The organism is Paenibacillus sp. FSL H3-0302 (assembly GCF_037982245.1).
Lineage (GTDB): Bacteria > Bacillota > Bacilli > Paenibacillales > Paenibacillaceae > Paenibacillus_AQ > Paenibacillus_AQ odorifer.
The window spans coordinates 244,825-270,103 of sequence record NZ_CP150284.1; the positions used below are offsets into that span (position 1 = coordinate 244,825).

15 protein-coding genes and 1 tRNA gene are annotated in these 25,279 nt (G+C 44.7%); 8 read left to right on the plus strand and 8 right to left on the minus strand.

Annotated elements, in window-relative coordinates; all coding sequences use genetic code 11:
- The first annotated feature begins 251 nt into the window (after positions 1–251).
- The 6 genes from MHH50_RS01165 to MHH50_RS01190 all read left to right on the plus strand — a co-directional run bounded on the left by MHH50_RS01165 (position 252) and on the right by MHH50_RS01190 (position 12,965).
- Positions 252–4,592, plus strand: a complete 4,341-nt coding sequence (locus tag MHH50_RS01165; protein ID WP_340011739.1) for a bifunctional 2',3'-cyclic-nucleotide 2'-phosphodiesterase/3'-nucleotidase — start codon at positions 252–254, stop codon at positions 4,590–4,592.
- 227 nt (positions 4,593–4,819) lie between these two features.
- Positions 4,820–4,903: transfer RNA gene (locus tag MHH50_RS01170), tRNA-Leu, on the plus strand.
- A gap of 118 nt (positions 4,904–5,021) precedes the next feature.
- Positions 5,022–6,416 carry an MATE family efflux transporter gene (locus tag MHH50_RS01175; protein ID WP_076126938.1) on the plus strand — a complete coding sequence of 465 codons (1,395 nt, stop codon included), beginning with the start codon at positions 5,022–5,024 and terminating at the stop codon, positions 6,414–6,416.
- A gap of 165 nt (positions 6,417–6,581) precedes the next feature.
- Positions 6,582–7,682: a glycerol dehydrogenase gene (locus MHH50_RS01180; RefSeq protein WP_076101108.1), complete on the plus strand. Its 1,101-nt coding sequence runs from the start codon at positions 6,582–6,584 to the stop codon at positions 7,680–7,682.
- Positions 7,683–7,898: 216 nt separating this feature from the next.
- On the plus strand, positions 7,899–8,243 hold the full coding sequence (locus MHH50_RS01185) for a hypothetical protein (RefSeq protein ID WP_076179139.1): 345 nt from the start codon (positions 7,899–7,901) through the stop codon (positions 8,241–8,243).
- Between the two features lie 396 nt (positions 8,244–8,639).
- Positions 8,640–12,965 carry a glycosyl hydrolase gene (locus MHH50_RS01190; RefSeq protein WP_340033860.1) on the plus strand — a complete coding sequence of 1,442 codons (4,326 nt, stop codon included), beginning with the start codon at positions 8,640–8,642 and terminating at the stop codon, positions 12,963–12,965.
- Between the two features lie 99 nt (positions 12,966–13,064).
- On the opposite strand, the gene MHH50_RS01195 is transcribed toward MHH50_RS01190, so the two are convergent.
- The 3 genes from MHH50_RS01195 to MHH50_RS01205 all read right to left on the minus strand — a co-directional run bounded on the left by MHH50_RS01195 (position 13,065) and on the right by MHH50_RS01205 (position 16,560).
- The gene (locus MHH50_RS01195; protein WP_076206080.1) at positions 13,065–13,820 is read right to left on the minus strand and encodes an SDR family oxidoreductase; all 756 of its coding nucleotides are present in this window, start codon (positions 13,818–13,820) and stop codon (positions 13,065–13,067) included.
- 672 nt (positions 13,821–14,492) lie between these two features.
- Entirely contained in the window at positions 14,493–15,845 is a 1,353-nt protein-coding gene (locus MHH50_RS01200) for a HAMP domain-containing sensor histidine kinase (RefSeq protein ID WP_340033861.1), read from the minus strand.
- Positions 15,823–16,560, minus strand: a complete 738-nt coding sequence (locus MHH50_RS01205; RefSeq protein WP_076126944.1) for a response regulator transcription factor — start codon at positions 16,558–16,560, stop codon at positions 15,823–15,825. Before MHH50_RS01205 ends, MHH50_RS01200 begins: the two co-directional genes overlap by 23 nt.
- Positions 16,561–16,720: 160 nt before the next feature.
- Here MHH50_RS01205 and MHH50_RS01210 point away from each other — a divergent pair, with 160 nt between their 5' ends.
- Entirely contained in the window at positions 16,721–17,368 is a 648-nt protein-coding gene (locus tag MHH50_RS01210; protein ID WP_076126946.1) for a hypothetical protein, read from the plus strand.
- Positions 17,369–17,464: 96 nt separating this feature from the next.
- On the opposite strand, the gene MHH50_RS01215 is transcribed toward MHH50_RS01210, so the two are convergent.
- Complete coding sequence (locus MHH50_RS01215; protein WP_340033862.1) at positions 17,465–18,388, minus strand: DMT family transporter; 924 nt, start codon at positions 18,386–18,388, stop codon at positions 17,465–17,467.
- Positions 18,389–18,530: 142 nt separating this feature from the next.
- Here MHH50_RS01215 and MHH50_RS01220 point away from each other — a divergent pair, with 142 nt between their 5' ends.
- On the plus strand, positions 18,531–19,871 hold the full coding sequence (locus MHH50_RS01220) for a PLP-dependent aminotransferase family protein (RefSeq protein WP_312150769.1): 1,341 nt from the start codon (positions 18,531–18,533) through the stop codon (positions 19,869–19,871).
- Positions 19,872–20,420: 549 nt separating this feature from the next.
- Here the strand turns inward: MHH50_RS01220 and MHH50_RS01225 are convergent.
- From MHH50_RS01225 to MHH50_RS01240, 4 genes are all read right to left on the minus strand, one after another.
- A complete protein-coding gene (locus MHH50_RS01225; protein WP_076126950.1) occupies positions 20,421–21,731 on the minus strand; it encodes a 6-phospho-beta-glucosidase in 1,311 nt (436 codons plus the stop codon).
- Positions 21,732–21,737: 6 nt separating this feature from the next.
- Positions 21,738–22,733 carry a BadF/BadG/BcrA/BcrD ATPase family protein gene (locus tag MHH50_RS01230; protein ID WP_076282644.1) on the minus strand — a complete coding sequence of 332 codons (996 nt, stop codon included), beginning with the start codon at positions 22,731–22,733 and terminating at the stop codon, positions 21,738–21,740.
- A gap of 30 nt (positions 22,734–22,763) precedes the next feature.
- Positions 22,764–23,753, minus strand: a complete 990-nt coding sequence (locus MHH50_RS01235) for a LacI family DNA-binding transcriptional regulator (protein WP_036687224.1) — start codon at positions 23,751–23,753, stop codon at positions 22,764–22,766.
- A gap of 135 nt (positions 23,754–23,888) precedes the next feature.
- The gene (locus MHH50_RS01240) at positions 23,889–25,274 is read right to left on the minus strand and encodes a sugar ABC transporter substrate-binding protein (RefSeq protein ID WP_038568191.1); all 1,386 of its coding nucleotides are present in this window, start codon (positions 25,272–25,274) and stop codon (positions 23,889–23,891) included.
- Positions 25,275–25,279 lie beyond the last annotated feature (5 nt).

Consider the following 25,279-nt stretch of genomic DNA (forward strand, 5'->3'; position numbering starts at 1 on the left):
GGACATAGATTCGACTTTTCTAGACTTTATATAGGATTGTTTTTAGGACACATCTGGTGAAGATGTGTTCTTTTTGCATCTATTGACTCTTGACCTATAAAAACGGATTCATAAGTCTAGGTCTTTCTTCTTATGTTATTATATTTAACATTGTTTTATATTATTTTTACAATTATATGATAATTGGTTATGTTTGTGTGATATAATATCACAGAAATTATGTGAAAATGATAGGGAGGACTAATATTATTATGGGATGGAAGACACGATGGAATAAGCCGATTGCTTCTGTATTAGCAACTGCAGTGCTTTCTTTGCAGGTGTTTGGAGGTATTGGTTTGGGTGCAGCTTGGGGTACAGATAAAGCTGAAGCAGCATCCGCAGCCACAGCCAAACTCCGGCTGATGAGCACGACGGACGTGCACACCAATGTCTACGGCTGGGACTATTTTAAGAATGCGGCTTCAGTAACTGTCGGTCTTGACCGCACAGCAAGCTTGGTGAAACAAGCCAAAAGTGAAGAACCCAACACCCTCCTGCTCGACAATGGGGACTTGATTCAAGGAACTCCGCTAGGTACTTATGTGGCGAAGGAATCGGATCTGAAGGATCCTACTAATGTTACTGATATCCATCCGATGATTGCAGCCATGAACGCTATGGGATATGATGCTGCGACTTTTGGTAATCATGAATTCAATTATGGATTACAATTTTTAGATCGTACGATAAACGGTAGCGCTGGTAATGAGATGACTACTGGAGCCAATTTTGATTATGTGAATGCCAATATATATAAAATGGATGGCGTTACAAATGCTTATCAACCTTATGTTATTATTCCTAAGAAAGTGACGGATAGTAACGGCGATGAGCAGACGATTCAAGTTGGTCTAATCGGCCTAGTTACTCCTCAAATCATGGAGTGGGACAAGGTTAATCTGGAAGGCAAAGTTGTCGTTGAAGATATTGCTAAAACGGCAGAAAAATTTGTTCCTGAAATGAAAGCTAAGGGAGCAGATATTATTGTTGCTATGGCCCATACGGGGTTTGATGTTAACGCCGTTGTTGGAGACGGTTCTGAGAATGATATTAACGCTTTGAGTAAGGTTCCTGATATTGATGCGATTACGTTCTCTCATACGCATAAGGTATTCCCAACAGGGAATAACGATACGTTGGACGCGTCGTTCAAAGATCCTGTTACTAAACAACCGTATGCAAACGAAAAGGCTGTGATCGATAATGTGAATGGCCACATTAACGGTACGCCTGCTGTACAAGCTGGTTACGGCGGAGCTTATTTGGGTCTAATCGATCTGAACATTGTATACGATGGTAGTGACTGGACGGTAGACAAGCAAAGTTCAAAAGCTTCTGCTCGTTCTATTTATAAGACAGAGAATAAAGTGAATATACCACTGGTTGAGCCTGATGCAGCTGTAGATGCAGCTGTTGCAGCAGCACATGAGGCTACTATTGCTTATACTGGACAAAAGCTTGGTGTTACAACAGCTCCGATGAACAGCTATTTCGCAATGGTTCAGGATGATCCTACGGTTCAACTTGTTACGTATGCACAAAAGTGGTACGTTCAGAATTATATTGATATCAATGTTCCTCAATATAAGGACCTTGCCATTCTTAGTGTTGGTGCTCCTTTTAAAGCAGGACGCAACGGACCTGATGAGTACACCAGTATTGATAAGGGTGACTTGACTATTCGTAGCGCAAGTGACCTGTATTTATACGATAATACCCTTAAAGCAATCAAAGTTAAGGGTACTGTTGTAAAAGAATGGCTGGAAATGAGTGCGGGCGCATTTAACCGCATCAAACCAGGGATCTCGACTCCGCAGTCTCTGTTGAATACGAAATTTTCAGTTTTTAACTTCGATGTAATCGATGGGGTTCAATATAAAATTGATGTGACGAAAAACGCGAAGTACAATCCGGATGGTACGATTAATGATGCTTCTTCGAGTCGTGTAACGGATGTCACTTACAATGATCAACCTTTAGATCTAGATCAGGATTTCATTGTTGTTACTAATAATTACCGCGCAAGTGGTGGCGGGAACTTCCCGGGTGTTAAAGGTGCAGAGCTGGTTGTAGACTCTCAAGATGAGAATCGTCAGGTTCTGATGGACTACATCAGTGAAGCTGGTACGATTGATCCAACTGCTGATGGTAACTGGTCCTTGGCACCTATCAAAGGCAATGTGAATGTTACATTTACAACAACACCTAAAGCGGCAAATGTACTCCCAGCGAACATTTCCGATACTGGACAGCAAGATAATAAGGGCTTTGGAATTTTCAAGCTAGATCTAAGTGTGAAGACACCTGCACCGACGGAAGATGTGGAGGTTCACCTTCTTGGAATTAATGACTTCCATGGTCAACTCGACACTGTTTCTACAGTGAACAATAAGTCTGTAGGCACAGCAGCTTATCTCGCGACTTATTTGAAAGCAACTCGTGCAAAATATGAGAACTCATTACTCTTCCATAATGGTGACTCCGTTGGAGCATCCGCTCCAGTATCGTCCCTTGAGCGCGATGAGCCGACTCATGCTTGGATGAACATGATGAAATTTGATGTGGGTTCTCTTGGTAATCACGAATTTGACCAAGGTGTTGATGCACTGATGACACAGCTTTATGGTGGTATCGACCCTAAGGATAATAAAGTTAACCATGCTGGATCTGATTTTGATTATGTTAATGCGAATGCAGTGGATGCCAAAACTGGCGAGCCAATTATTAATCCTTATGTAATCAAAGAAGTAGGCGGTGTGAAGATCGGCTTTATTGGTCTTGTAACGAAATCCACACCAAGTAAGGTGGCACCTTCCGGTACGGCTGGCGTGCATTTCCTCACGCCTGAAGAGGAAGTGGCGGCTGTTGAGAAATACGCTAAGGAGCTTCAATCTAAAGGTGTTGAGACGATTATCGTGCTTGCACATGATCCTGCAACAACCAAAGATGGTGTGACTACAGGTGAAGCGGCTGATCTAGCCAATGCGCTTCCTGCGGAATCCCCTGTTGATGTTATCGTTGCTGGTGATAACCATGCACTTGCAAATGGAACAGTAAACGGCAAGCTGATTGTACAAGCTTATTCTTACGGTACAGCATTTGAGGATATCAAGTTGATCATTGATCCTAAAACAGGTGATGTGAAGGACAAGTCTGCTGTGGTAACTTCCACCTTCCATGATGGGGTAACACCAGATCCGGAAAGTGTGGCACTGGTTAATGCTTACCTTGAGAAGCATCCTGAGCTCACTCAACCAGTGGGTACAACGGACGGAACTATCACTCGTACCGATGCTTACAATAATGAGGCTGCACTTGGTAATCTGATTGCTGACTCTATGCGTAATGCTGACTTCGGCGATGGTGCAAAAGCTGCCGATTTCGCCTTTATGAATCCAGGCGGTATCCGTGCGGACCTTCCGAAAGGTCCTGTTACCTTCGGCGATCTGGCTAAAATTCAGCCATTCGGCAACACGCTTGTGAAGCTGACACTAACCGGAGCGCAAATCAAAACATTGCTGCAACAGCAATGGAATGTAAAAGCTGATGGAACACCAGATATCAAAACGCTGCAAATTTCCGGACTGAAATATACAGCGAATATGTATCTGCCAGTAGCCGATCGTATTGCGAGCCTCACACTAACTGATGGAACACCAATTAATCCTACGCAGAAATATACAGCAGTAGTAAATAACTTTATGGCTGCGGGTGGAGATAACTACAAGGTTCTGACTCAAGCTAGTGATTCATTGGCTGGACCTATTGATTTGGACGTGTTCTACGACTACATTGTAAAAACGTTTAATGGCAAAGAGATTAAAGCAGCCATTGAAGGTCGTATTATTAATAAATTAAAGGCTGATTCGGGATCAGGCAGTGGCAGTGGAGGCGGTTCTACCGGTGTAACTCCAACGCCTACTCCAACCGCGAAACCAACAGCAACACCAGCACCATCAACAGCACCAACGGCAACACCTGCACCAACTACTGCGCCAGCAGCAAACTTCAAGGATCTGGGCAAGGTAGCTTGGGCGCAAGAAGCTATTGAAGCATTGGCTGCTAAGGGCATTCTGAAAGGTCTGGATGCAAATACTTTTGCGCCAACCAAAACAGTGACTAGAGCAGAGTTCGTTACGATGCTGGTACGCGCACTGAATCTTACGGGTTCAGCAACAACCAGTTCGTTCAATGATGTTAAACAAGGAGTTTGGTACACGGATTCTATCGCCCTTGCGGTGAAGGCTGGACTTGTACAAGGCTCTGGAAATGGCAAATTTGAACCGGGTCGTGAAGTGACTCGTGAAGAGATGGCCATTATGGTTGCTAACGCACTGAAAGACAAACTACAGCCGATTGATAAAAATGCAGCATTGGGTAAGTTTGCAGACAAATCCAGTATTGCTCCTTATGCACAAGAGGCTATCGCACAGCTAACTCAATTGGGAATCGTCAACGGTGTTGATGGTGGGAAATTTGCACCTAAGGGTATAGCTAATCGCGCTCAAGCAGCGGTTATCATCTATCGCATGCTTGGACAAGCATCATAATTCTATTGTTCTAACTAAAAGTGTATCGATGATCCTCTTGAGGGCATCGATACACTTTTTTTAAATATAAGAAAGTATAAGTGACACCAATACTCCTATAGTCTTCCCTTAAACGCTTACTGCCCTTACAAGGGCACCGAAGGCGCTTTTACTTGTTAAATTTGTTGTTGCTCTTTCTGTGAAATCATGTTAACTTATATTCTGCACTGTATTTTTTTATATCTTGTGCGGTCGTGGCGGAATTGGCAGACGCGCACGGTTCAGGTCCGTGTGGGCTAACCCCCGTGGAGGTTCGAGTCCTCTCGACCGCATACCTAAGTGCATATAAACAGGCAATACTTTTGAATCGCTCTTCAACCTGAAGAGCCTTTTTCTATTTATACGCATAATTCAATTTGACAAACTCTATGTAAAAGAAGTGAAGCAAAGATGGAGCCTAATGTAGGTGTAAATACGAAGCAAAGTGTGCGGTTTCTGGAAAAGTATTTTTCTGGGGAGTCGATAGATTATCGTCAGATGATTGCTTTATTCATCCCTATCCTAGTGGATCAGGCCTTTGTGGTGGGTCTTAATCTAGTGAATACAGCTATGATAAGCTCGTCTGGTGTGGCAGCTATCAGTGCGGTCAATATGATAGATTCTCTTAATATTTTTCTCATTAGTGTGTTTATTGCCGTCTCAACAGGTGGGACGGTTGTTGTTGCGCAGTATAAAGGGAGCGGCAATGACCTCATGGTGTCAAAAGCTACGGCAGGTGCTACGTCATCTGTTTCGCTGATGGCATTTGCTATTGGGATGTTCGGGATTCTTTTTCACAATCCGCTGTTGAATTTACTATTTGGAGCGGCCTCACCGGAGGTTATGGAGAACGCCCGAATATATTTAATCGGGAGCTGTATCTCTTATCTTGGTATAGCTGTTGTGGAAGCGGTATGTGGTGCTCTTCGTGGAATTGGTAGAACGAGGGCCTCGCTTGTACTTTCGCTAATTATGAATTTAACTTATGTCTTATTGAATCTCATCTTTATTAACCTGTTGCATATGGGTGTTCTGGGGATGACCATTTCTATAAATATAGCTAGATACCTGGGGGCGTTCTGCGCACTTTATTATCTATTCCGATTGGACAACGATCTGCATATCCGTATTCGCGATCTTGTAGCGGTTAAGCTGTCTATGCTGAAAAAAATAATGTTCATCGGGATGCCGTTTGCGGCGGAGCAGATGTTCTTTAACGGTGGTAAAATTCTGACTCAGATCTTCATCGTTAGTCTGGGTACGTATGCACTTGCGACTAATGCGATTGCCTCCTCCTTTGCAGGGATTATGCAAATCCCGGGGAATGCGTTGTCCTTGACGATTATTACAGTGGTGGGACAATGTATGGGAAGCAATAATGTTAAGGATGCTCGAAAATTTATTAAATCATTCCTTGTCACCTCTTCTCTTTCCCTGGTGGTGATGGGGTTGCTGATTATGCCTTTTTTCAATCCATTAGTGTCAATGTTCCATCCTCCTGCTGAGATTGTGGGTGATATCTTCCTGATTGTGCTCATCAATACGATTGCGCAAATTCCGTTATGGTCCATAAGCTTTATTACACCTTCGGCGCTTAGAGCAGCAGGGGATTCCAAGTTTACCTCCATGGTTTCAATGCTTACGATGTGGCTGTTCCGTGTAGTGCTCGGATACATCTTAGGTATTGTTCTGAACTTTGGTATACTCGGCGTTTGGCTGGCGATGAATTGTGAGTGGGGGATCAGAGGTTTGATTTTCCTGCGGCGATTTATGGGCAAGAAATGGGTTCAGCATCGTGTTATATAATAGATATAAAAAAATCAAAGGACGCCCTGAGGGGTGTCTTTTTTTGCATGCTCTGATGAGTGCCTTTGGAGAATGCAGCTTGAGTATTTCTTGGGTAGCGGGGTAATAATATGTAGGAATTGCGTCTTTATGCTTACTAAAACACACAACAAGGAGTCTTGCACAATGTCACATTTCGTTAGATCCGTTACTTCACCAAAGAAATTTATCTCCGGCCATAACTTACTGTCAGATCTGAATGAGTATATTAAGGCGTTTGGCGATCATGCCTATGTGATCTGTGATGAGTTCATTTTGGAACGTGCTAAGAAAGAGGCGGGGAGTTCCATCGAAGGTGCGGGGAATAAGGCTACTTTTGAAAAATTCAATTATGAATGTACTCAGGAAGAGATTAATCGTAATCGGGAACTTGCCCGTAAAGCTGGGGCGAATATCATCGTCGGTATCGGTGGAGGTAAAACACTGGACACTGCCAAAGCTACTGCGTATTATGAGAAGCTGCCTGTAGTTATTTTTCCGACGATTGCATCTACTGATGCACCATGTACAGCGCTGGCTGTCATTTATAATAAAGATGGTTCATTTGATCAATACTTATTCCTCCCAAGTAATCCGGATGTGGTCTTGGCGGATACAGCGATTTTAGCTTCAGCGCCTTCCCGTTTTTTCGCAGCTGGAATTGGCGACGCACTGGCTACTTATTTTGAAGCCCGTGCTTGTTATGCCTCTAATGGCGACAATCTCGTACTCATGAAACCTTCTACAACGGGTCTAGGTATATCAAGACTTTGTTATGAAGCTCTACTTAAGAATGCGGTAAAAGCAAAACGTGCGGTTGATCAGAAGCTCTATACACGCGCGGTGGAGGAGACCATTGAAGCGACAATTTATCTAAGTGGTGTGGGTGCTGAATCTGGTGGTCTGGCTGCCGCGCATGCTATCCATAATGGGATGACAGCCGTTCCTTCACTACACAAAGCTCAGCATGGTGAAAAGGTTACGTTTGGTCTTTTAGCCCAGCTAGTACTGGAAAATGCCTCAAATGAGGAGCTGGAAACTGTCATTAAGCTTATCAAGGATGTAGATCTTCCGCTAACCCTCGCCGATCTGGGGTGCACGGAATTTATCGAATCCGAATGGCGCCAAGTTGCTGAAGCTGCTTGTGCAGAAGGAGACACAATGGGCAATATGCCGTTCCCGGTTACTCCGGAAGATGTGTACAATGCGATAGTGGTGGCGAACTCGCTGGCAGAGTCTTATAAATAACTAGCACAACTAATATGTAGTGATAATGAAGGCGCCCTTGGGGGTGCCTTTTGTTTTTATATAGGTTAAGCTGTTGAAGTAGAGTAGGGGTAAAATTATGCTTATAGGTATCGGCTTCGGCATACTTAATCACGGGATAGGGTGCCTACGGAAACGAGATTATTGCTAATCGCCCCGTTGCTGTGCCAATATCACTCTATGTAATAAGGAGGAAAGATGAGAAAAAAACATTTAGGTTATCTAGTCCTTATTATCATAATTATTGGAGCGGTAATAATAGCAGTAATTCACGGAAATTCGGAGCGTCAGAACAAGCAGGCAGCAGGAAGCCTTGGAATGGATTATGTGCGCAAAGAGTACACGGAAAGTGCGTCGCTGAGAGTTGCAACGATTTGCAAACCCTTATTTGGAGGGTCGGGTTATCAGGTAGTGCTCGAGGATTCAAGTGGGCAATCGTATTATGTCATTATCGTTCTCGGAACTACACGTAATCTTGTCACTATGGACGATCTGACGAAAGAGGTGCGGGAAGGTACAACTGTGTTTCCGTGCCACCAATAAAACATGATAAATGAATCGGATCTCATCTATATGATTATTGGGAGGCACTCCTGCGGGGTGTCTGTTTTTGTTATATTAAATTGAATTTTGTTATTTATTTTCGGAATTACTAACATTAATACTAACGTAAACAATAAAATAATTATAACAAAAGGGAATATTTAGATTGTTTTATGCCAATGTAACCGCTATAATCTTGCATATACCGAAATATCTAACGAAATTAAAATATTTTGTTAGTGTTTGTTATTAATAACGAAGCTGAGTATGTGGAGGTGAATAGTTAGCGAGTAGGTCTGTAATTGTCTTCTATAAGGACAGATAGTTATTGGGTTCATAACAGCTGGTTGGCTATTCTTATTATCAAATCCATTCATTTTCGAAGGAGAATTAGGAATGAAAAAAGCGAAAAAGTGGCTGGGGAGTATACTTGCCTGTGCAATGATAATGTCTCCTTTCCCCTCTGTAATTTCTGCAGCAGCAGCGCCATCGACTGTGGGATTCGGTGATACACAGGGTCACTGGGCACAACAAAATATTGCGAAGTGGGTAGAAAATGGCGTATTAAACGGGTATCAGGATGGTTCTTTTCATCCCAATGAAGGAATTACAAGAGCTGAGTTTGCTACGATCTTGAATAAGGTATTTGGTTTCTATATGAAGTCAGATCAATCTTTTTTTGATGTAAAAGCGACCGATTGGTATGCAGATCAGCTTTCGTTGGCACGATATGCTGGGTATTATGAAGGATACTCAGAGAATAAAGCACAAGCTACTGATTATATAACGCGTCAGGATGCGGTGACGATGTTGGCTCGGATATTTACTCTTCAAGCCACTGAAAGCGCTTCATCGATGAGCGGATTTAGTGATTCCGCTCAGATTCAGGCTTATGCTAAGGATGCAGTTCATGCGCTCTCAGGTTTGATTACAGGGTATGAGGATGGAACCTTTAAGCCGCTTGGAAGGATCACCCGTGCCGAAGTTATAACGTTAATTAATAAAATAGTGAAGAGTTATTACTCGCAATCTGGAAGCTTTGAAGGAGGAATAGTTTCTGGGAATGTAGTCGTTAATCAGGATGGTGTTGTGTTAAAAAATGCAACGATAAACGGAAACCTGTATCTAACTGCTGGGATCGGTAACGGCGAAGTGACCCTTGAGGGTATTAAGGTTACTGGCACCACATTTATTGCAGGTGGCGGGATAAACTCCATTCTTATTAAGAATAGCTCATTAGGCAAAGTAAATATAAATCGTAAAGAGGGTGAGGTTCGTGTCCTCACGAGTGGTACAACCCAAGTTTCTCAGCTAACGGTAGATAGTCTAGCAAGACTGGAGTTTGGATCTGGGACGATGATCACCACGGCAATTCTAAATAGAACTGTGGGGCTGATCCTAGGTGAAGGCGCATCGATTGCTAATCTAAACGTAGCTGTCAAAGCGACTGGAACCACCCTTTCCGGTCAGGGCGACATTGCAAAAGCGGACGTTAAAGCAACAGGAGTAACGTTGAACGGTAAGCCCATTGCTCCTGGCACAATTGTCATTATCAAAGGCAATCAAGGTCCTGTAGCAACGACTACCCCAGCGCCTACCTCGGCATCAGGCTCATCAACAACGCCGGCAGGTTCGACTAATCCAACCGCGGCACCTACAGCGACACCAATACCAACGGAAACACCGACACCAACAGCGACACCGACAGCAACAGCAACACCGACAGCAACAGCAACACCGACACCGACAGACCCGACGGGTCCTATGGGACGTATCGAGAATTTAGCGGATGTTGGTGCAAGTAGTGAGACTAGATCGCTATTCGCCTATTTACAGGATATCCGCGGCAGTGAGATCTTGTTTGGACATCAGCATGCTACTACAGAAGGACTTTCTATTACTGAAAAGGACGGAACGCAGTCTGAGGTCGAGAATGCAGTAGGCGACCTTCCGGGGCTGTTCGGCTGGGATACGCTTAGTCTTGAAGGTTTTGAGAAACCAGGCGATCTAGGCGCAACCCAGCTGGAGAATCGTGATAAATTAATCGGCGTGATGAAATCTGCTTATGAAAAAGGCGGCGTGCTTACATTAAGCTCGCATATGCCGAACTTCGTCACAGGAAAGGACTTTTATGACACCAAAGGGAATGTGCTTACGCATATATTACCCGGCGGTGACAAACATGCGGAATTTAATGCATTCCTGGATATGATTGCGGACTTTGCGAATAACTTAAAAGATGATGATGGTAAAGCTATTCCAGTCATTTTCCGTCCATTCCACGAGCAAAATGGTGGCTGGTTCTGGTGGGGTGCGCCTTACCGTACGAAGGAGCAGTATGCTGAAATTTATCGTTATACCGTTGAATACTTAAGGGACAAAAAAGATGTGCATAACTTCTTATATGCGTTCTCACCGGGAAGTCCATTTAACGGCACAGATGCGACATTCCTTGAGACGTATCCGGGAGATGACTATGTCGATATCCTTGGCTTCGATAATTATTATGACGGAACCACTGAGGGTTGGTTTGATTCAGTCGTGAAGGATGCTAAGCTGATCTCGAAGCTGGCGGATGATAAGGGGAAAATCGCAGCATTTACTGAGTTCGGTTATTCGGGTGTGAAGCCAACTGGAACGAAGGACCTGAAATTCTTTACCAAGCTAATCGCTGCACTGCAGTCTGATCCGGATGCTAAACGGATGGCGTACATGCAGACTTGGGCGAATTTCAATACAGATTCTATCTTTGTCCCTTATAGAAATGCTCCAAACGGGCTAGGGGATCATGAACTGCTCCCTGATTTTGTAGACTATTATAATGATCCGTATACAAGCTTCAGCCATGAAGTGGCTATTGCGGATGCGTATTCGAAACAGGTAACTACAGAAACCGAGCAACCTTTTTTACACATTGCCTCACCAACGGCAAACCAAACAGTGCCCACGACAAAAGCATCGACCCTTCGTGTTCGTGTGTTGAATCAGGACGTGGATAAAGTAACCTACCTGATTGGGGATGACACAACAGAGTACAGCATGGCAGCTGACGCAGAAGGTTTCTATTACTTGGCAGATTGGACACCAGGTGTAGCCTTCGACGAAACTGGCGTGATGCTTACTGTTAAGTCCTATGAAAAGGATGGTTCTGTACTTTCACAAACGATCCAAATCTTTGTAAGTGACGTAGAGGGCAATGGGGACCCATTGATTGTAGATACTTTTGAGAATTACAAAGGGAATGATGAATTACTTCGTGCGGCATTAAGTCCTGCGGGTGATCTAAATACGATCTCACTTGATGCGGACCATAAAAATGATGGCAAGTATGGCCTGAGATTCGATTATAATGTGGATGGCCAAGGTTATACAGGTCGTACCAAAAACATGAATAATGCCGACTGGTCGGACGCCAACAAATTGAAGCTCTGGATTGCACCTGATGGCAGCGACCACAAGCTTGTTATTCAGGTCAATGCAAGCGGCATTTCTTTTGAAGCTTATCCTTCACTGGCAGGTACGACACCTGGCTTGGTGGAAATTCCATTCAGCCAGTTCGCTCCAGCGCCATGGGATACAGGAAATGCCGGTAAAGTAATCACTAAAGAGAACCTTAAGGACATTCGGGCAGTGTCTATCTACGTAAATAAAAAGGACATAGTAGCAAGTACGTCTGGTACGCTGTACTTCGACGATATTGCAGCGTTTAATGATGGAACGGGTGGCGTTCCTAACGGGGGCGAAGGCCCTGGCAGCACGCCAGAACAGGCGAAGCTGTTGTATGGTTTCGAAAAAGATACTCAGGACTGGACAGTAGAGCAAAATAATGCGAGTGCAAGCGCGGCAGTGATCTCGACTGATGAGGCTGCTGAGGGAACTCATTCGTTAAGCACCTTGTTCTCACTCGATTCAGATGGAGCTTTTGAGCTCACCAAAAATGGCAGTCTGGATCTGAGCGCGGTAGATAAATTAAGCGCACAAATTAAACTGTCGAACGGAACAGCGGATGCACGTTTGTATATTAAGACGGGATCAACCTGGTCTTGGGCTGACAGTGGAGCTGTGAAAGTAGATTCGAGCGGATTTACTACGGTTTCGCTCAACTTGGCAGGTATTGCAGATCTTAATAGTGTAAAAGCCATAGGTATCAAGCTCGAGGGATTCAGTGGTACGGGAACTTCTACGCTGTATCTGGATGATGTTCGGACCCTGAAGAATGGTACCGCACCTGAAGCTGTCGTCTATGGCTTCGAGGACAATACACTGCAAGGCTTCAGCATCAATGTGGATGAAAATAATAAATATAATACAGCGCTGGCTCAGAATCTATCGGTGAGCAATGCTGTGTATGCTGAGGGAACTCATTCGATGCAAGCGGACTTAACATTGAATGGAGGGCAATTCCAACTGCGTCGTATGGTGGTTACCAACTTAGCGAATGCATCAACAATTACGCTTAAAATCAAGGTTGTACCTATTGATGCAAGCGATGTTAGCGGTGTAATGGCTCAGCTGTTTACCCAAAGTGGCTCAAGCTGGGGAACATGGACTGCTTCTACGGCTACACCAGTAGATGCCAATGGATTTACTACAATAACACTGGATATCAGCAAGGTAGCGGATCGTAATTTGACCCAAGCGATTGGCGTTCAAGTCATGACCACAGCAACTGATCCAGTAGGTAGTGCTACCGTATATGTGGACGAAATCACGATTAAATAGAAAGTAGTAAAGCCGGAAGCGAACATTTTACGATGTTCACTTCCGGCTTATTTATTTAGCATCAAATTTATTCATTTTAAGTCGAGTATCTGCTTGAAATTAACGAAGCTTAATAGACCCGCCATCTACCATGATAGTCTGGCCCGTAATATAATCGGAATCTTCACTCGCTAGGAATACCGCAACACGCCCGATATCACTTTCCAGTTCACCCAATCTTCTCAAAGGGATTTTCGAAATCATATTTTGGTAATACTCAGGGTTTGCTTCTGCCCATTCAATCATGCCAGGGGAATTAGCAATTGGAGCAATGATGTTTACGTTGATTCCAAATGGACCAAATTCATTAGCGGCTACCCGGGTAATTCCACGGATGGCTTCTTTTGCAGCAGCATATGTTCCTTGATTGGTATCCCCGTTGAGGCCAGCGCCCGATGCAAAATTAATAATTTTACCTTGTGCTTCTTTTAAATACGGTAGTGCTGCTTGCATGAAATAGAAGGTTGGATAGAAGCCTGTATCAAAAGATAAATCGAAATCAGCCTGTGTAGTTTCTTCAATAGATTTCATTCTGGATGCGTGGGCATTGTTTACTAAAATATCTATTTTTCCAAATTTATCAGCTACTTGTTTAACAAGGTGAGCTATTTTATCGTGTTCCTTGAGGTTCGCTTGAATAAAGATAGATTCAGGTTGATATTCTTGTAATTCTTTAATTGTTTCTTTGCCGGTTTCTTCATTGAGGTCAATAATAGCTACCTTAGCGCCTTCTTTAACAAAAGCCAGGGCCATCCCTTTACCAATACCGCCTGCTCCACCAGTAATAATAGCTACTTTTCCTGCAAGTCTGCTCATGTTGGTATCTCCTTTTTGTGAAAAAAATGTAGTATCTAACTCTTATCAGAGGTAAGGTGTAATTGTTACTTCGACTATATATTACCCAAAATAGTAGCTATATTTACCATGAAGTAGAAACGGCATTATTTACCAGTAAAAATATAGATGGTGACCGACGATGAATGTTCAAGTAGCTGATGAGGCCTGTTCCAGCTCTTATGTACATGTTGAGCGATTGAATTAAGCGGCGCACCAAGTGATGAACAATTGATGATTCATGTGTCGCACCAAGTGATGCTGCAAGTGTTGCAATAAGTGAAGTATTTATAGAGTAATTAGGGAAAACTTACCTGATTTTCGGCCGATTTAGTAACTAATTAAGAAATCCCCCTAATTATTAGGGAGGAATTCCCTGATTTCGTGCATTTAGAGTGAATATCGGCTATTTTCAGGGAGTTTTTCCCTAATTAGTTTAAACCCTACCGCAAGCCGTACGAAAAACTCACCTAATATATCGTCCACCGCTCACCGCCCAGCCGCCCACCATCCAACCGTCCAACCCAATATCAGAGAACACTACGCGTGGTATATAGTCATATGGCACAGTAAAATCCATTACTTTTCTATTCCATAAAAAAGAAGCTGCCCCAAGTAGAGTTCACTACTTTTGAGACAGCCTCTTATGGATATTTATAAAGGAAACCCCATCGAGATTACCGCACCACCATTTGTTCGGTTGCCTGCGCTGATCTGACCTCCGCAACGCTCGATGATTGCGCGGGAAATAGCCAGTCCAAGTCCGGATTCTCCGTCTTTTCCTTTTACAAAACGATGGAAGAGATAGGGAAGCAGATCGTCCGAAATTCCAGGGCCATCGTCACTTACGGATAACAGAGCCCGGCCCTCCTTGACCGAAACATGGATATAGATATGTTGATTAGCATAACGTGCTGCATTGGAAACTACATTAAGAAGCGCCTGTAGCAGCTTATCCCTATCCGCACGGATCGTAAGAGAATCTTGATGATCGTGGGAGATATGGAGGGTTAATTCTTTTTTCATTAATAGAGGGTTCATTCGTTCGATGGTTTCTGTCAGTAGATCTTTTAAACAAATAACCGTAGGCTTGAATATATCTTCCTCGCTGTCTAGCTTCGCAAGTAAAGTCATTTCGGACACGAGCTTCTTCAAGCGGCTGCTTTCGCTCATGATAATGTCTAGCCCTTTTATTACATTCTCACCTTCAAAAACACCATCCTTAATCCCTTCAGCGTAGCCGGAAATGGACATTAAGGGAGTTTTTAATTCATGAGACGCATTCTGGAAAAATTGTTTCTGCACATGGTTGAAACGATTTAATTCATCTGCCATGTCATATACCGATTGAGCGACAGATCCAAGCTCTCCACCAGCTTTAATTAATTTAACATCTGAGAAGTGCCGTTCTTTGACTTTGCGGAGTTCTTGTTGCAGCCTCATTAGAGGTTGAATCAGCTTCTTGGTGATAAATAGGCCAAATAGGAACATAAATGCTCCCGCTGCGCTGAAAACGATCAGCAGTCTTTTGAGCAAAGCTTGTTCAATAGCAGTGACTGCGCTCATAGGGGTTAGTAGAGTTAGCGTGCCTATAGGTGTAGCCTTCACTTCAGTAATATACCGTGTATCTGTTCCATTCCAAATGTTCTGGAGCTCAGTGGCTTGGCCTGTGACACTCTTGGCATCATAGTTTATTGCAATTGAACTCATCTCTGATGATGTGGACAAGACTTTTCCTGTCTCATCGCTAAGAATGGCTTCGACGCCTGCAGTGCTTAGAGAAGGTAAGGTCACCGGCAGAGCTTCCAGCTGAGTGCCAATCTCCCCGATGTATTTACTTTCTTCAGTCAATGTAACTGACATCGCCGCCCCAATGGTTCTTAAATCCTCTTTTTGTGTTCCGACAAAATGGTTGAGTAGTACAAAATGGATCACGACTGCAGTAATAGATAGTAGCAATACCAATGCAATACTAAAGGCTAAATTAATCTGATGTGCTAGTTTCATTCGTATGCTCACCCCCATCTGTTCTCATGCGGTATCCGTGTCCCCATACAGCCTCAATGGGCAAATGCTCCAGTTTTTTGCGCATCCGTTTAATGAGATGATCCACGGCGCGATCACTTCCAAAATAGTCGTCCCCCCACACATAGCTCAGCAGCTCATCTCTTGTAAATGCCCGGTTAGGGGCATCAGCGAATACTTTTAGCATGGTGAATTCCTTGCTGGTCAAGTCTACCTCTTCACCACACCAGAATACACGTCTTTCTTCCGGCAATAGTAGAAGCTGGTCGATTTCAAGACGGGTGGAAGTGGTCTGACTATTCAATTTTTCGGCCTGATTACTCATTTTGTACCAGCGTTGAAGCTGCCGTTTGATCCGGGCGACTAATTCACGAGGGCTGAACGGCTTGACTAGATAATCGTCACTGCCAAGCTCCAATCCTAATATTTTATCCACTTCATTATCTCTTGCGGAGATCATAATGATCGGTACTTCGGCTTCGTTACGAATCCTTTTACAGAACTCATAACCATCCATGCCGGGGAGCATAACGTCGAGTACCCACATATCCGGGGGGCTAGTCTGCCACAAGGTCCATGCTTCCTCAGCGCTGCCAAGGCCGATGGTGTGGTAGTTTTCTTTTTGTAAATAAGCTTCAACAAGATTGCGTATATGTTCATCATCGTCGACTACGGCAATGAGATATGGATTATTCATTTCGGGTTACCTCCAGATTATTCTCCTACAAGTATATCAATCCAGAGGTGGGTAGGGGCGGCTGCCATTGTTTTTCCACAAATTAACCAATGTTCTGCCACACCCATTATGTAAGCTTGGTCTTGTAAGATCATTCGAATCGACGAGGAGTGTTGTATTTATGAATCAACAGATGTTATTTAAAAAGTTAGCGCTGTCCGCCCTGCTAGTGTCCGCCGTTGCTGCACCGTCTGCAACGAACGCAGCAAGTGGAGCGCAAGACGGAAACACGAAAACAACGGCCGCAGCCGTGGTTACTGCTGCCTCTAAAGGAACAATTGCCACTAAAGTAACCACTATTGATTGGGTAGATCCCCTAGAGTTGGCTAAGACCTACGCACCTAATACCCAAGAAGATTGGAAGAACACCTTGGATCAGTATTATAAGGTTGCTGGATTTAGTGTAACCGCACTTGCCGAGCTTGTGCCTGCGGAACTGGTGGAGGGAGTTCAATTATCTAAAGAAATACTATCCACCGAAGCTCTACCTGCAGGATATATTGAAGCTGGTCGTAACCTTGAAGTAATACCTGTAGTCGATGATATGCAGGTAGATAGCAATATCACTACTTCAATTAAAGCTGTAGACGCGACTTCAATTGCTATTTCCATTCCAGATCTTAGCGACGCGGATAAAGCTTTTTTCAAAGCCCAAGATGATCTGAATAGTGCCGCTAAATCCAAAGATGCGACTGTGATCAAGGAAGCTTTAGCTAATCTGTTGGACCAATATAAAGAGAAGATCAAGGAGCTTGAAACAGCTAAATAACGGCGATTAGCGAGGCTTGATACAGAATAGAGATACTGAAAAGGGTAAAGATAAAAGACACCTCGCGGGGTGTCTTTTTAATATGCATATCAATCTTCACGCTTTGCCTTTGGCCCTTACTTGCTTCCGCCAGTTCACACCGATCACCCCGGCGATGATCATCACTGTACCGGTCCAATGGTACCATTCCAGTTGCTCATTCAGCAGAAGTACACCACCGAGAATAGAGACAACTGTTGAAAGACTGCCGAAAATGCTCACGCGTGAAGCTTCCATCCGTGATAAAGCATAGTTGGAGAGGAAGGAGGTTATGAGGGAGGAGAGTACGCCGAGATAGAGCATGGAGAATATAAATTTCGGCTCTTGAAAAGGTGTGAAATACTGATCCAAGGTTCCTGCCGAACCATGCTTAATGATCGACAGTCCATTAAAAAATATAAATCCGAACAAAGTAATCATATAGGTAAGTTCTTTGGGACTCCAGGTACGTGTCAGCTTTCGAGCTGCAACATTATAACCGGCAAGGGATAAAGCTGAGATTAGGATGAGCAAGACGCCCCAAAGACTAGAAGAAGAAATACTCAAACCTGGAATGGCAAAGATAAGAATAATGCCTGCAACTGAGATTAATGTAGAGATCTTTTGGAAGCTGCTCGTGGTTTCCTTCAAGAACATCGCCGCCAAAAGGATGGTGAAGATGGGCATTGTCGCCTGAATAATACCCGCTACAGCGGAGGTTGTATACAGAAGTCCATACGCTTGAAGGGTGAAATACAACGCTGGATACATTAAAGCCAGTGGGATTATCACTGCTGCCTTGGATATTCCAAACTTCACCCGCCCCCACCCTGGAAAAGTAAATAAAGAAGCGGCAAGGAAAGATAACGTGAAGCGATGAGCTAGCGTATCAAAAGGATCCGAGACGGTTAGGGCCATTTTTACAAATATAAAGGAAAACCCGACGATAATAGCATTCATGACAGCTGCTGCTATCGCTTTTTGAGTAGAAGATGTATTCATTAGTAAAGACCTCCAAAGTGTTGCGCGCATTTAGGTACCGGTCCTGTTCTGCTCTTTATTCTAAGGCTAGAGTAGCTGTGCTACAATGTAATTATTATTCATCTGTACCGGTACAGAATAAGCTTGGAGGAAGGTGAAAGGGATGTATAAGTATTCGGAGTTAATCAACGAGCTGGAAGCGCAAATTGCCGAGGATACGTATCGTGAGGGAGATAAATTACCGTCTATCCGGGAGTTGTCCTTAGGTTATGGATGTAGTAAAAGTACAGTAATTCGCGCTTTACAGGATCTTCAGGACAAACATTTAATCTATGCCGCCTCAAAAAGTGGTTATTATGTCATGAAACGAAGCGGACAGCGAAAAGACGAAGGTACACATTGGATCGATTTTACGGTGTCTGCACCCGACCCGGATATTTTTCCGTATCTGGATTTCCAACATTGTATTAATAAAGCGATTGATATGTACCGCAATGACTTGTTCATCTATGGAACGCCGCAGGGGCTTCCTTCTCTTATTCGTGAAATGCAGCGGCATCTGGCTTCTTATCAGGTATTTGCCAATCCGGATCAGATTTTTATTACCTCAGGTGTGCAGCAGGCGCTTGGCGTATTGACCCGAATTCCTTTTCCGAATGGCAGGCAGCGAGTGCTGATTGAGCAGCCGAGTTACCCGTTGTTTATGGAATATCTGAAGACGTATGGCATTGAGACAGAGGGGATAAAGCGTTCGGATGCTGGGGTGGACTTGAATGAATTAGAACGGTTATTTAAGACAGGCCAGTTCAAGTTCTTTTATACCGTCCCGCGATTTCATAATCCGCTTGGCGTCTCCTATACCCGTACCCAGAAGAAGGCGATTGCTCAGCTAGCAGCTAAATACGATGTGTATATCGTTGAAGATGATTACATGGCGGACTTGGAGCAGGATGCAAAAGAGGATCCGATCTACGCTTATGACGATGCTTCCCATGTAATCTATTTAAAAAGCTTTTCCAAAATTATATTTCCGGGTCTACGTGTCGGTGTCGCTGTACTACCAGCGGTCCTGTGTGACTCTTTTAACCGATTCAAAAGACTGATGGATATAGATAGCTCTATGCTGTCTCAGGCTGCCCTGGAGTTGTATCTGAAAAGCGGAATGTTCGAGCGCCACCGAAAAAAGATGCGTTCCTGCTACGAAAAAAGATCCACGCTGCTCCATGAATCGATTATGAGAGAGTTAGATACAGCGACAGCACAACATTATTCCTACCATCCAACCGGCCAGCTTGGTGTGCATACGTATCTGAAGCTTAGTGACAGCGTAAAGACAGAACAGATGATCAAACGTCTGCAAAAAAAGTTCATTCGCATCGAAATGGCGGACAGCGGGTATCTGCCCTCTTTTAATAAAGAGAAGATTCTAAAGCTCAATGTATCCAGTGTAAAAGAGCCGGATATTCGCTCTGGCATTGAACAGGTAATGCAAGAAATACGCTGAGAGCGCAGCAATAAATGAGTGGATGATAATGGTGGAAATGCTGGGAGCCCATTGGAGTAGAAACAAAAAAGCGTTCCTCCAGTAACAGGGATCGTTTTTTTGCGTTGTGGGTCGTTGGCAAATCTGGCAGCAGTGAACTGATGGACAGCAGATCTCATTATCGGTACAACTTGCAGTAATCTCTGGTTCTTCTATAAATATCCGAACACATTTTCTGTGCAATCTTCGGCCGAGTCATGCGGACCCAGATAACGTTATTTGCTAGTTTTTAGCCTTTGTAGCAGGTTTTCGGACACCAGCGCCGCTATTCAATTAGAAAGGGGTTACATTGGGTGGTTTTCATGCTAATAACGGCTATGGGGTCCGCTAGCACTCTAAAAATGTGAAAAAGCCGCTTTTAAGGTCAGCTGTGTCCGATAGCGAATTCGCTAAGTGCAAATTACCAAGATGCTTTATTCATTTTTGCTTCGGTAGCGAGTATCAGCAACAAGCGCAAAAAAAGAGACCGGGTTCGGTCTCTTTTAGTTATTTCTCGATAGGAGGTATGAATTAATTCGCAAAAAAGTTCGGCAGGAACTCTTTATTAGCTTCCAGCATTTCGTCCAGCATCCGAATCGCTACGTCCACGGACGGAACAAGCGGGTGATGTGCGAGCGCCTGAAGGGCAAGGGCGCGGTCTCCGGTTACAGCGGCGTCAATCGCCAGCTGTTCATAGGTTTTGACAGCATGAATGAGTCCTTTAGCCATGGTTGGAATTTTGGTCAGTGGCAGAGGTAACGGGCCGTTTTTGGTGACCACGCAGTTCACCTCAATGCTGGCGTCATCTGGCAGGAAGTCCAATATGCCACGGTTAGCGACATTTAGGGTCTGAATGTCGTTTGATCCGTTATGAAGCGATCTCATGAGATTAACAGCTGCTTCTGAGTAAAAAGCACCGCCGCGCTGTTCCAGCTGCTTCGGCTTCTCGCTTAGCTCTAGATTGCCATAAAGCTCGAAGAGCTCTTCTTCTACACGTTTGACGACTTCAGCACGGTTAATGCCTTGCTTATGGGAGTCCATCTGCTCTTCGAGCATGGCATCGGTCATATAGAAATATTTTAAATAGTATGAGGGCAGTGCATGAAGGGATTGCAGGAATTCCGGGTTCCATTCTCTTGCCGGTACGTTCTTAGCGCTGTAGCTGGTTGTATCTGCAAGCATATCATCCAGCTTGTCTTCACCTTCAACATCGATACGAGTAATCCAGTGCAAGTGGTTGAGGCCCACAAATTCGGCATATACGCGGTCTGCTGCTACATTATATTTGGCAGAGACTTGCTTGATCAGGCCGATAGGTGCGTTGCACAGGCCAATACTTTTTACCTTAGAGTATTTCAGAACGGCTTCGGTGACCATCCCAGCAGGGTTAGTGAAATTGAGCAGCCATGCGTTGGGAGCCAGTTCCTCGATATCACGGCATACATCCAGAATAACAGGGATGGTGCGCAGTGCTTTCATCATTCCCCCAGGACCTGTTGTTTCTTGGCCAATAACGCCATATTTGAGCGGAATCGACTCATCACGAGCACGGGCATCAAGCATGCCGACACGCATCTGAGTGCTGACGAAATCGGCGCCTTCGATCGCTTTACGGCGGTCTGTTGTCAGGTGAACCTCAATCGGAAGGCCGGATTTCTCCACCATACGTTTTGCCAAGTTACCTACAATATTCAGCTTGCGAAGACCAGGCTCAATATCTACAAGCCATAATTCGCGCACGGGAAGTTCTTTATAGTGAAGAATGAATCCCTCTACTAATTCTGGGGTATACGAAGAACCTCCACCGATAACTGCAATCTTTAATCCTTGGTTAGCTGCCAAGATTAATCACTCCTGTCTTGTAGTTTGTTTGATCGATTCATAATCCTGAAATTTCCGCATCTTCTCATATACTTCACTACTAATGGTCAACCCATCTTGATCCATAGCTGACCATACTGCACCGACTACAGGCTCTGTGGCAAGGGTAACCACTGTTGCCTGAGGGGCTGCAGCGTGTACAGCTTTCTCGATAGGCTGGCGAATCCAACCGCGATCCCCTCGGGTTAGCAGACTTCCTGCCAGCACCACATCGAAGGTCTCCTGCTCCATGCCTAGCTTGTGAATGATAGCTGCCGCAGACTTCCCTAGTTCAACCCCTTGCCGATGTAAGATCTCCAGCGCTACGGCATCTCCTTCAGCTGCTGCTTCAAAGAGCAGGCGGGTAACATTTACGGGGACTTTTTTCCAATGATCAAGGAAATCGTGAAACATATGCCCAACTTCCTCATAACCTAACATTTTTAGCAGTAAGCCTGTTAATAGGGTGGGCTGTTCCCGGCCGTCCCAAGCTCGGATAACGGAACGAAACACCTCAATATTGAGTGCGCCACCCCCGCCAAAATCACCGTACATATAGTCAAAGCCGCCGCATTGATAATGCTCTCCCTGCAGGTTTCTGCCTGCTGAATTGGTGCCGGTGCCGCAGATGAGCGCGACACCATATGGGCGATTCGTTCCGGCGCGTAGACCGATCATAGTGTCACAGTTAATGGTGTATTTGGTGAATCCTATCTGGCGTATCATCGGATGGAGAATAGCATAGTCGGCCTCGCGATCAGCACCGGCAAGTCCGAGATAGGTATGCTGGATGTCTTCCAACCGGAGTCCGGCTTCAGCCAGCGCCCCGAATGTGGCCTCTTGAATACTGTTGGCGGCCTCAAGGGCGCCTGTCTGGTGGTTGCCGTTACCACTCTTGCCTTTGCCAAGAACATTGCCATGTTCATCGCTTAGCAGAGCATAGGTTTTCGTGCCTCCCCCATCGATCCCCAAGTAGTAAGTCAATGGTCGTCACTCCTAGTGTATAAATTTAATCTACTCAGCTCCGGTAGATTCACGTACGATAAGTTCAGGATCAATCCGCATCCCGGCTCCACGTTTCATCTTTCCGGAGATGCGTTTGAGCAGCATATCCGCGGCTGCCAGCCCGATTTTGTCTGCAGGCTGACGTATTGTTGTCAGATGTGGATGAAGCTGTGAAGCAATATAATGATCGTCATAGCCGACCACTGCCACCTCTTCGGGTACCTGAATGCCCGCTTCCATCAGGGCATTGATGACTCCAAGCGCGATATTGTCATCCCCGGCGAAGACGGCGGTGGGCAGCTTTCCTTCCTTCAGCCAACGTTTGCAGGTATCGTATCCCATCCCAATATCGAAATCACCAGGCACGATCTCAAAGGGGGCCAGTCCTTGTTCCTGAAGCGCCTGTAGAAATCCACTGCGCCGCTCCCGCGTACTCCGGAACATTTCCTGACCGCAGAGATGGGCGATTGAAGTGTGTCCCAGCTCCAGCAGATGACGCGTAGCTGCGTATCCCCCCTTGAAGTTGTCGATCGTGATGGAGTAGGTATCATTTTCGGGCTTCTGATTATCTATCAGCACATAAGGAATACCCCGCCGTTTTAACTCCACAATATAATTGTCCTCTTCCATCGGAGAGAGCAGAATTAAACCGTCTACACGATCCTCCTGAATTAAATAATGGCTATCATCCGATTCGATGCCTGTTGAGATGGATATGGCTAAAAAATAACCATGCATCGCTAATATTTCATTCAGCTCTTTGACCACTGCGTCAAAAAAGGAATCTTGCAGGGTAGTGACAATAATGCCGATAATTCCCGTCTTACCGCTTGCCAGACTGCGTGCCGCAGCATTAGGGCGGTAATCCAGCTCTTTAATTGCCTCCAGCACCTTTTGGCGATTATTCTCGCGTACCGATTCGGCCCCATTTAACACCCGGGATACGGTTACAACGGATAATCCGGATTTTTTGGCTACATCAAAAATACTAACTTTCATCTTTAATTCTCCTCACGGCAGATTTTCCGATCCTGTTTTCTACTTTCAGTATACAGGGTTGGCAGACTGTCCGCTAAACGTATGATTTCACGCAGGTATACCGTCCCTAAAGGGGGCGGTATACCTGCCAAACAGTTATCGCTGAATGATCTCTGTAACCTTCTTCTGAATCGTCGCCATCACCTCTTCAACCGTCTTATGTCCAGTTTCTACTGGCTGCAATTCATTAATGAACATGTCATTAATTTGCGAGTAGTTGGTGATTAAGTGGTTATAGGATTCGAAGCCGTAGTTAACAGCACCCTCGTAGACATTTTTGATATCCTGTGGATCGATACCTTCAAAATGTTTATAGTAAGCTTCTGCAGCTTCGGTGTTGACTGGTGGGTTACCGCCACTAAGCTCAATGGATTTCTCTTGCACTTCGCTTGTGATCAGGTATTTGATCCATTCAAAAGCTTCCTTCGGATGTTTGGAGTCCTTCAAGATCAGCAGCGGATCGACATAAAGGGTGCTGCGTACCTTTTCGTTTCCTCCCCATGGTACAGCGGCTACGCCAATTTTGAAGGGGAAGTCATTTGCACCTGCAAGGTTCCATGAGCCTCCGATAGACATGCCGATTTTACCAGCAACAAAGGGATCGCCGTTCTGTCCAGCTACACTTTTGCTCCATTCGGAAGAAGGAGAGACTTTATCCTTAAAGACAAGATCAAAAAGCTTGTTGTAGGCAGCGATCACTTCAGGGGAGTCAAAATAAGTCTCGGAAGGCACGCCGCCATTAGTCCATGTATCTTCTGAGTAAGGCTCCGCTCCAAAATATAACGGCCGCATATCGCGTTCGGACCAAGTGAAGTCTACGCCATATTGAGTTTTGGCGATATCATCGGATACAAGCGTCATTTGTTTAGCTTCATCGACCATTTTTTCAAACGTCCAGCTCTTATCTTCATAATCGCTTGTTGGATAAGTCAGTTTGGCAGCATCAAACATGTCTTTGTTATAGAGCATTAAGGTGACATACATATTGACCGGGATGCCGTAAGTGTGATCTTTAACCTTGTAGATACCCATTAGATTCTCTGGGATACTATAATCCTCTGCCTTGAAACCATCCTCTTTCATAAGGTCGGTCATATCGAACAACATACCCTTATTGTAGTATTCTGCGAAACCTCCATACCCCCAGTGACTTGTCACGTCGGGCGATTTGCCGCCGGCAATTAGCGTTTGCAGCTTGCTGTCGAACTGCTCATAAGGCGCTTTTTCCACTTTCACTTTAATATTCGGATGCAGCTTCTCGAAATCAGGGATTAATTTTTCGACAAATGTGCGGTCTTCTGAATCTATTGTGTAATGGGTAATCGTTACCGTTTCTGCTTTACCTCCAGAATTAGTAGAGTCACCGTTTCCTCCAGATAGGGCGTTACCCGCCGATTTGCCGCCGCTACAGCCTGATAAGGCTAGAACAACGAGCATGGTAGCTGCAAGTAAAAGCGCAATACTTTTCCTGTTCTTGTTCATTAGCT

Coding starts and splice junctions, on each gene's coding strand:
- MHH50_RS01220 (WP_312150769.1), top strand. CDS start 18,531: ATGTATAAGTATTCGGAGTTAATCAACGAGCTGGAAGCGCAAATTGCC.
- MHH50_RS01235 (WP_036687224.1), bottom strand. CDS start 23,753: ATGAAAGTTAGTATTTTTGATGTAGCCAAAAAATCCGGATTATCCGTT.
- MHH50_RS01165 (WP_340011739.1), top strand. CDS start 252: ATGGGATGGAAGACACGATGGAATAAGCCGATTGCTTCTGTATTAGCA.
- MHH50_RS01240 (WP_038568191.1), bottom strand. CDS start 25,274: ATGAACAAGAACAGGAAAAGTATTGCGCTTTTACTTGCAGCTACCATG.
- MHH50_RS01195 (WP_076206080.1), bottom strand. CDS start 13,820: ATGAGCAGACTTGCAGGAAAAGTAGCTATTATTACTGGTGGAGCAGGC.
- MHH50_RS01200 (WP_340033861.1), bottom strand. CDS start 15,845: ATGAAACTAGCACATCAGATTAATTTAGCCTTTAGTATTGCATTGGTA.
- MHH50_RS01185 (WP_076179139.1), top strand. CDS start 7,899: ATGAGAAAAAAACATTTAGGTTATCTAGTCCTTATTATCATAATTATT.
- MHH50_RS01210 (WP_076126946.1), top strand. CDS start 16,721: ATGAATCAACAGATGTTATTTAAAAAGTTAGCGCTGTCCGCCCTGCTA.
- MHH50_RS01215 (WP_340033862.1), bottom strand. CDS start 18,388: ATGAATACATCTTCTACTCAAAAAGCGATAGCAGCAGCTGTCATGAAT.
- MHH50_RS01205 (WP_076126944.1), bottom strand. CDS start 16,560: ATGAATAATCCATATCTCATTGCCGTAGTCGACGATGATGAACATATA.
- MHH50_RS01175 (WP_076126938.1), top strand. CDS start 5,022: ATGGAGCCTAATGTAGGTGTAAATACGAAGCAAAGTGTGCGGTTTCTG.
- MHH50_RS01180 (WP_076101108.1), top strand. CDS start 6,582: ATGTCACATTTCGTTAGATCCGTTACTTCACCAAAGAAATTTATCTCC.
- MHH50_RS01190 (WP_340033860.1), top strand. CDS start 8,640: ATGAAAAAAGCGAAAAAGTGGCTGGGGAGTATACTTGCCTGTGCAATG.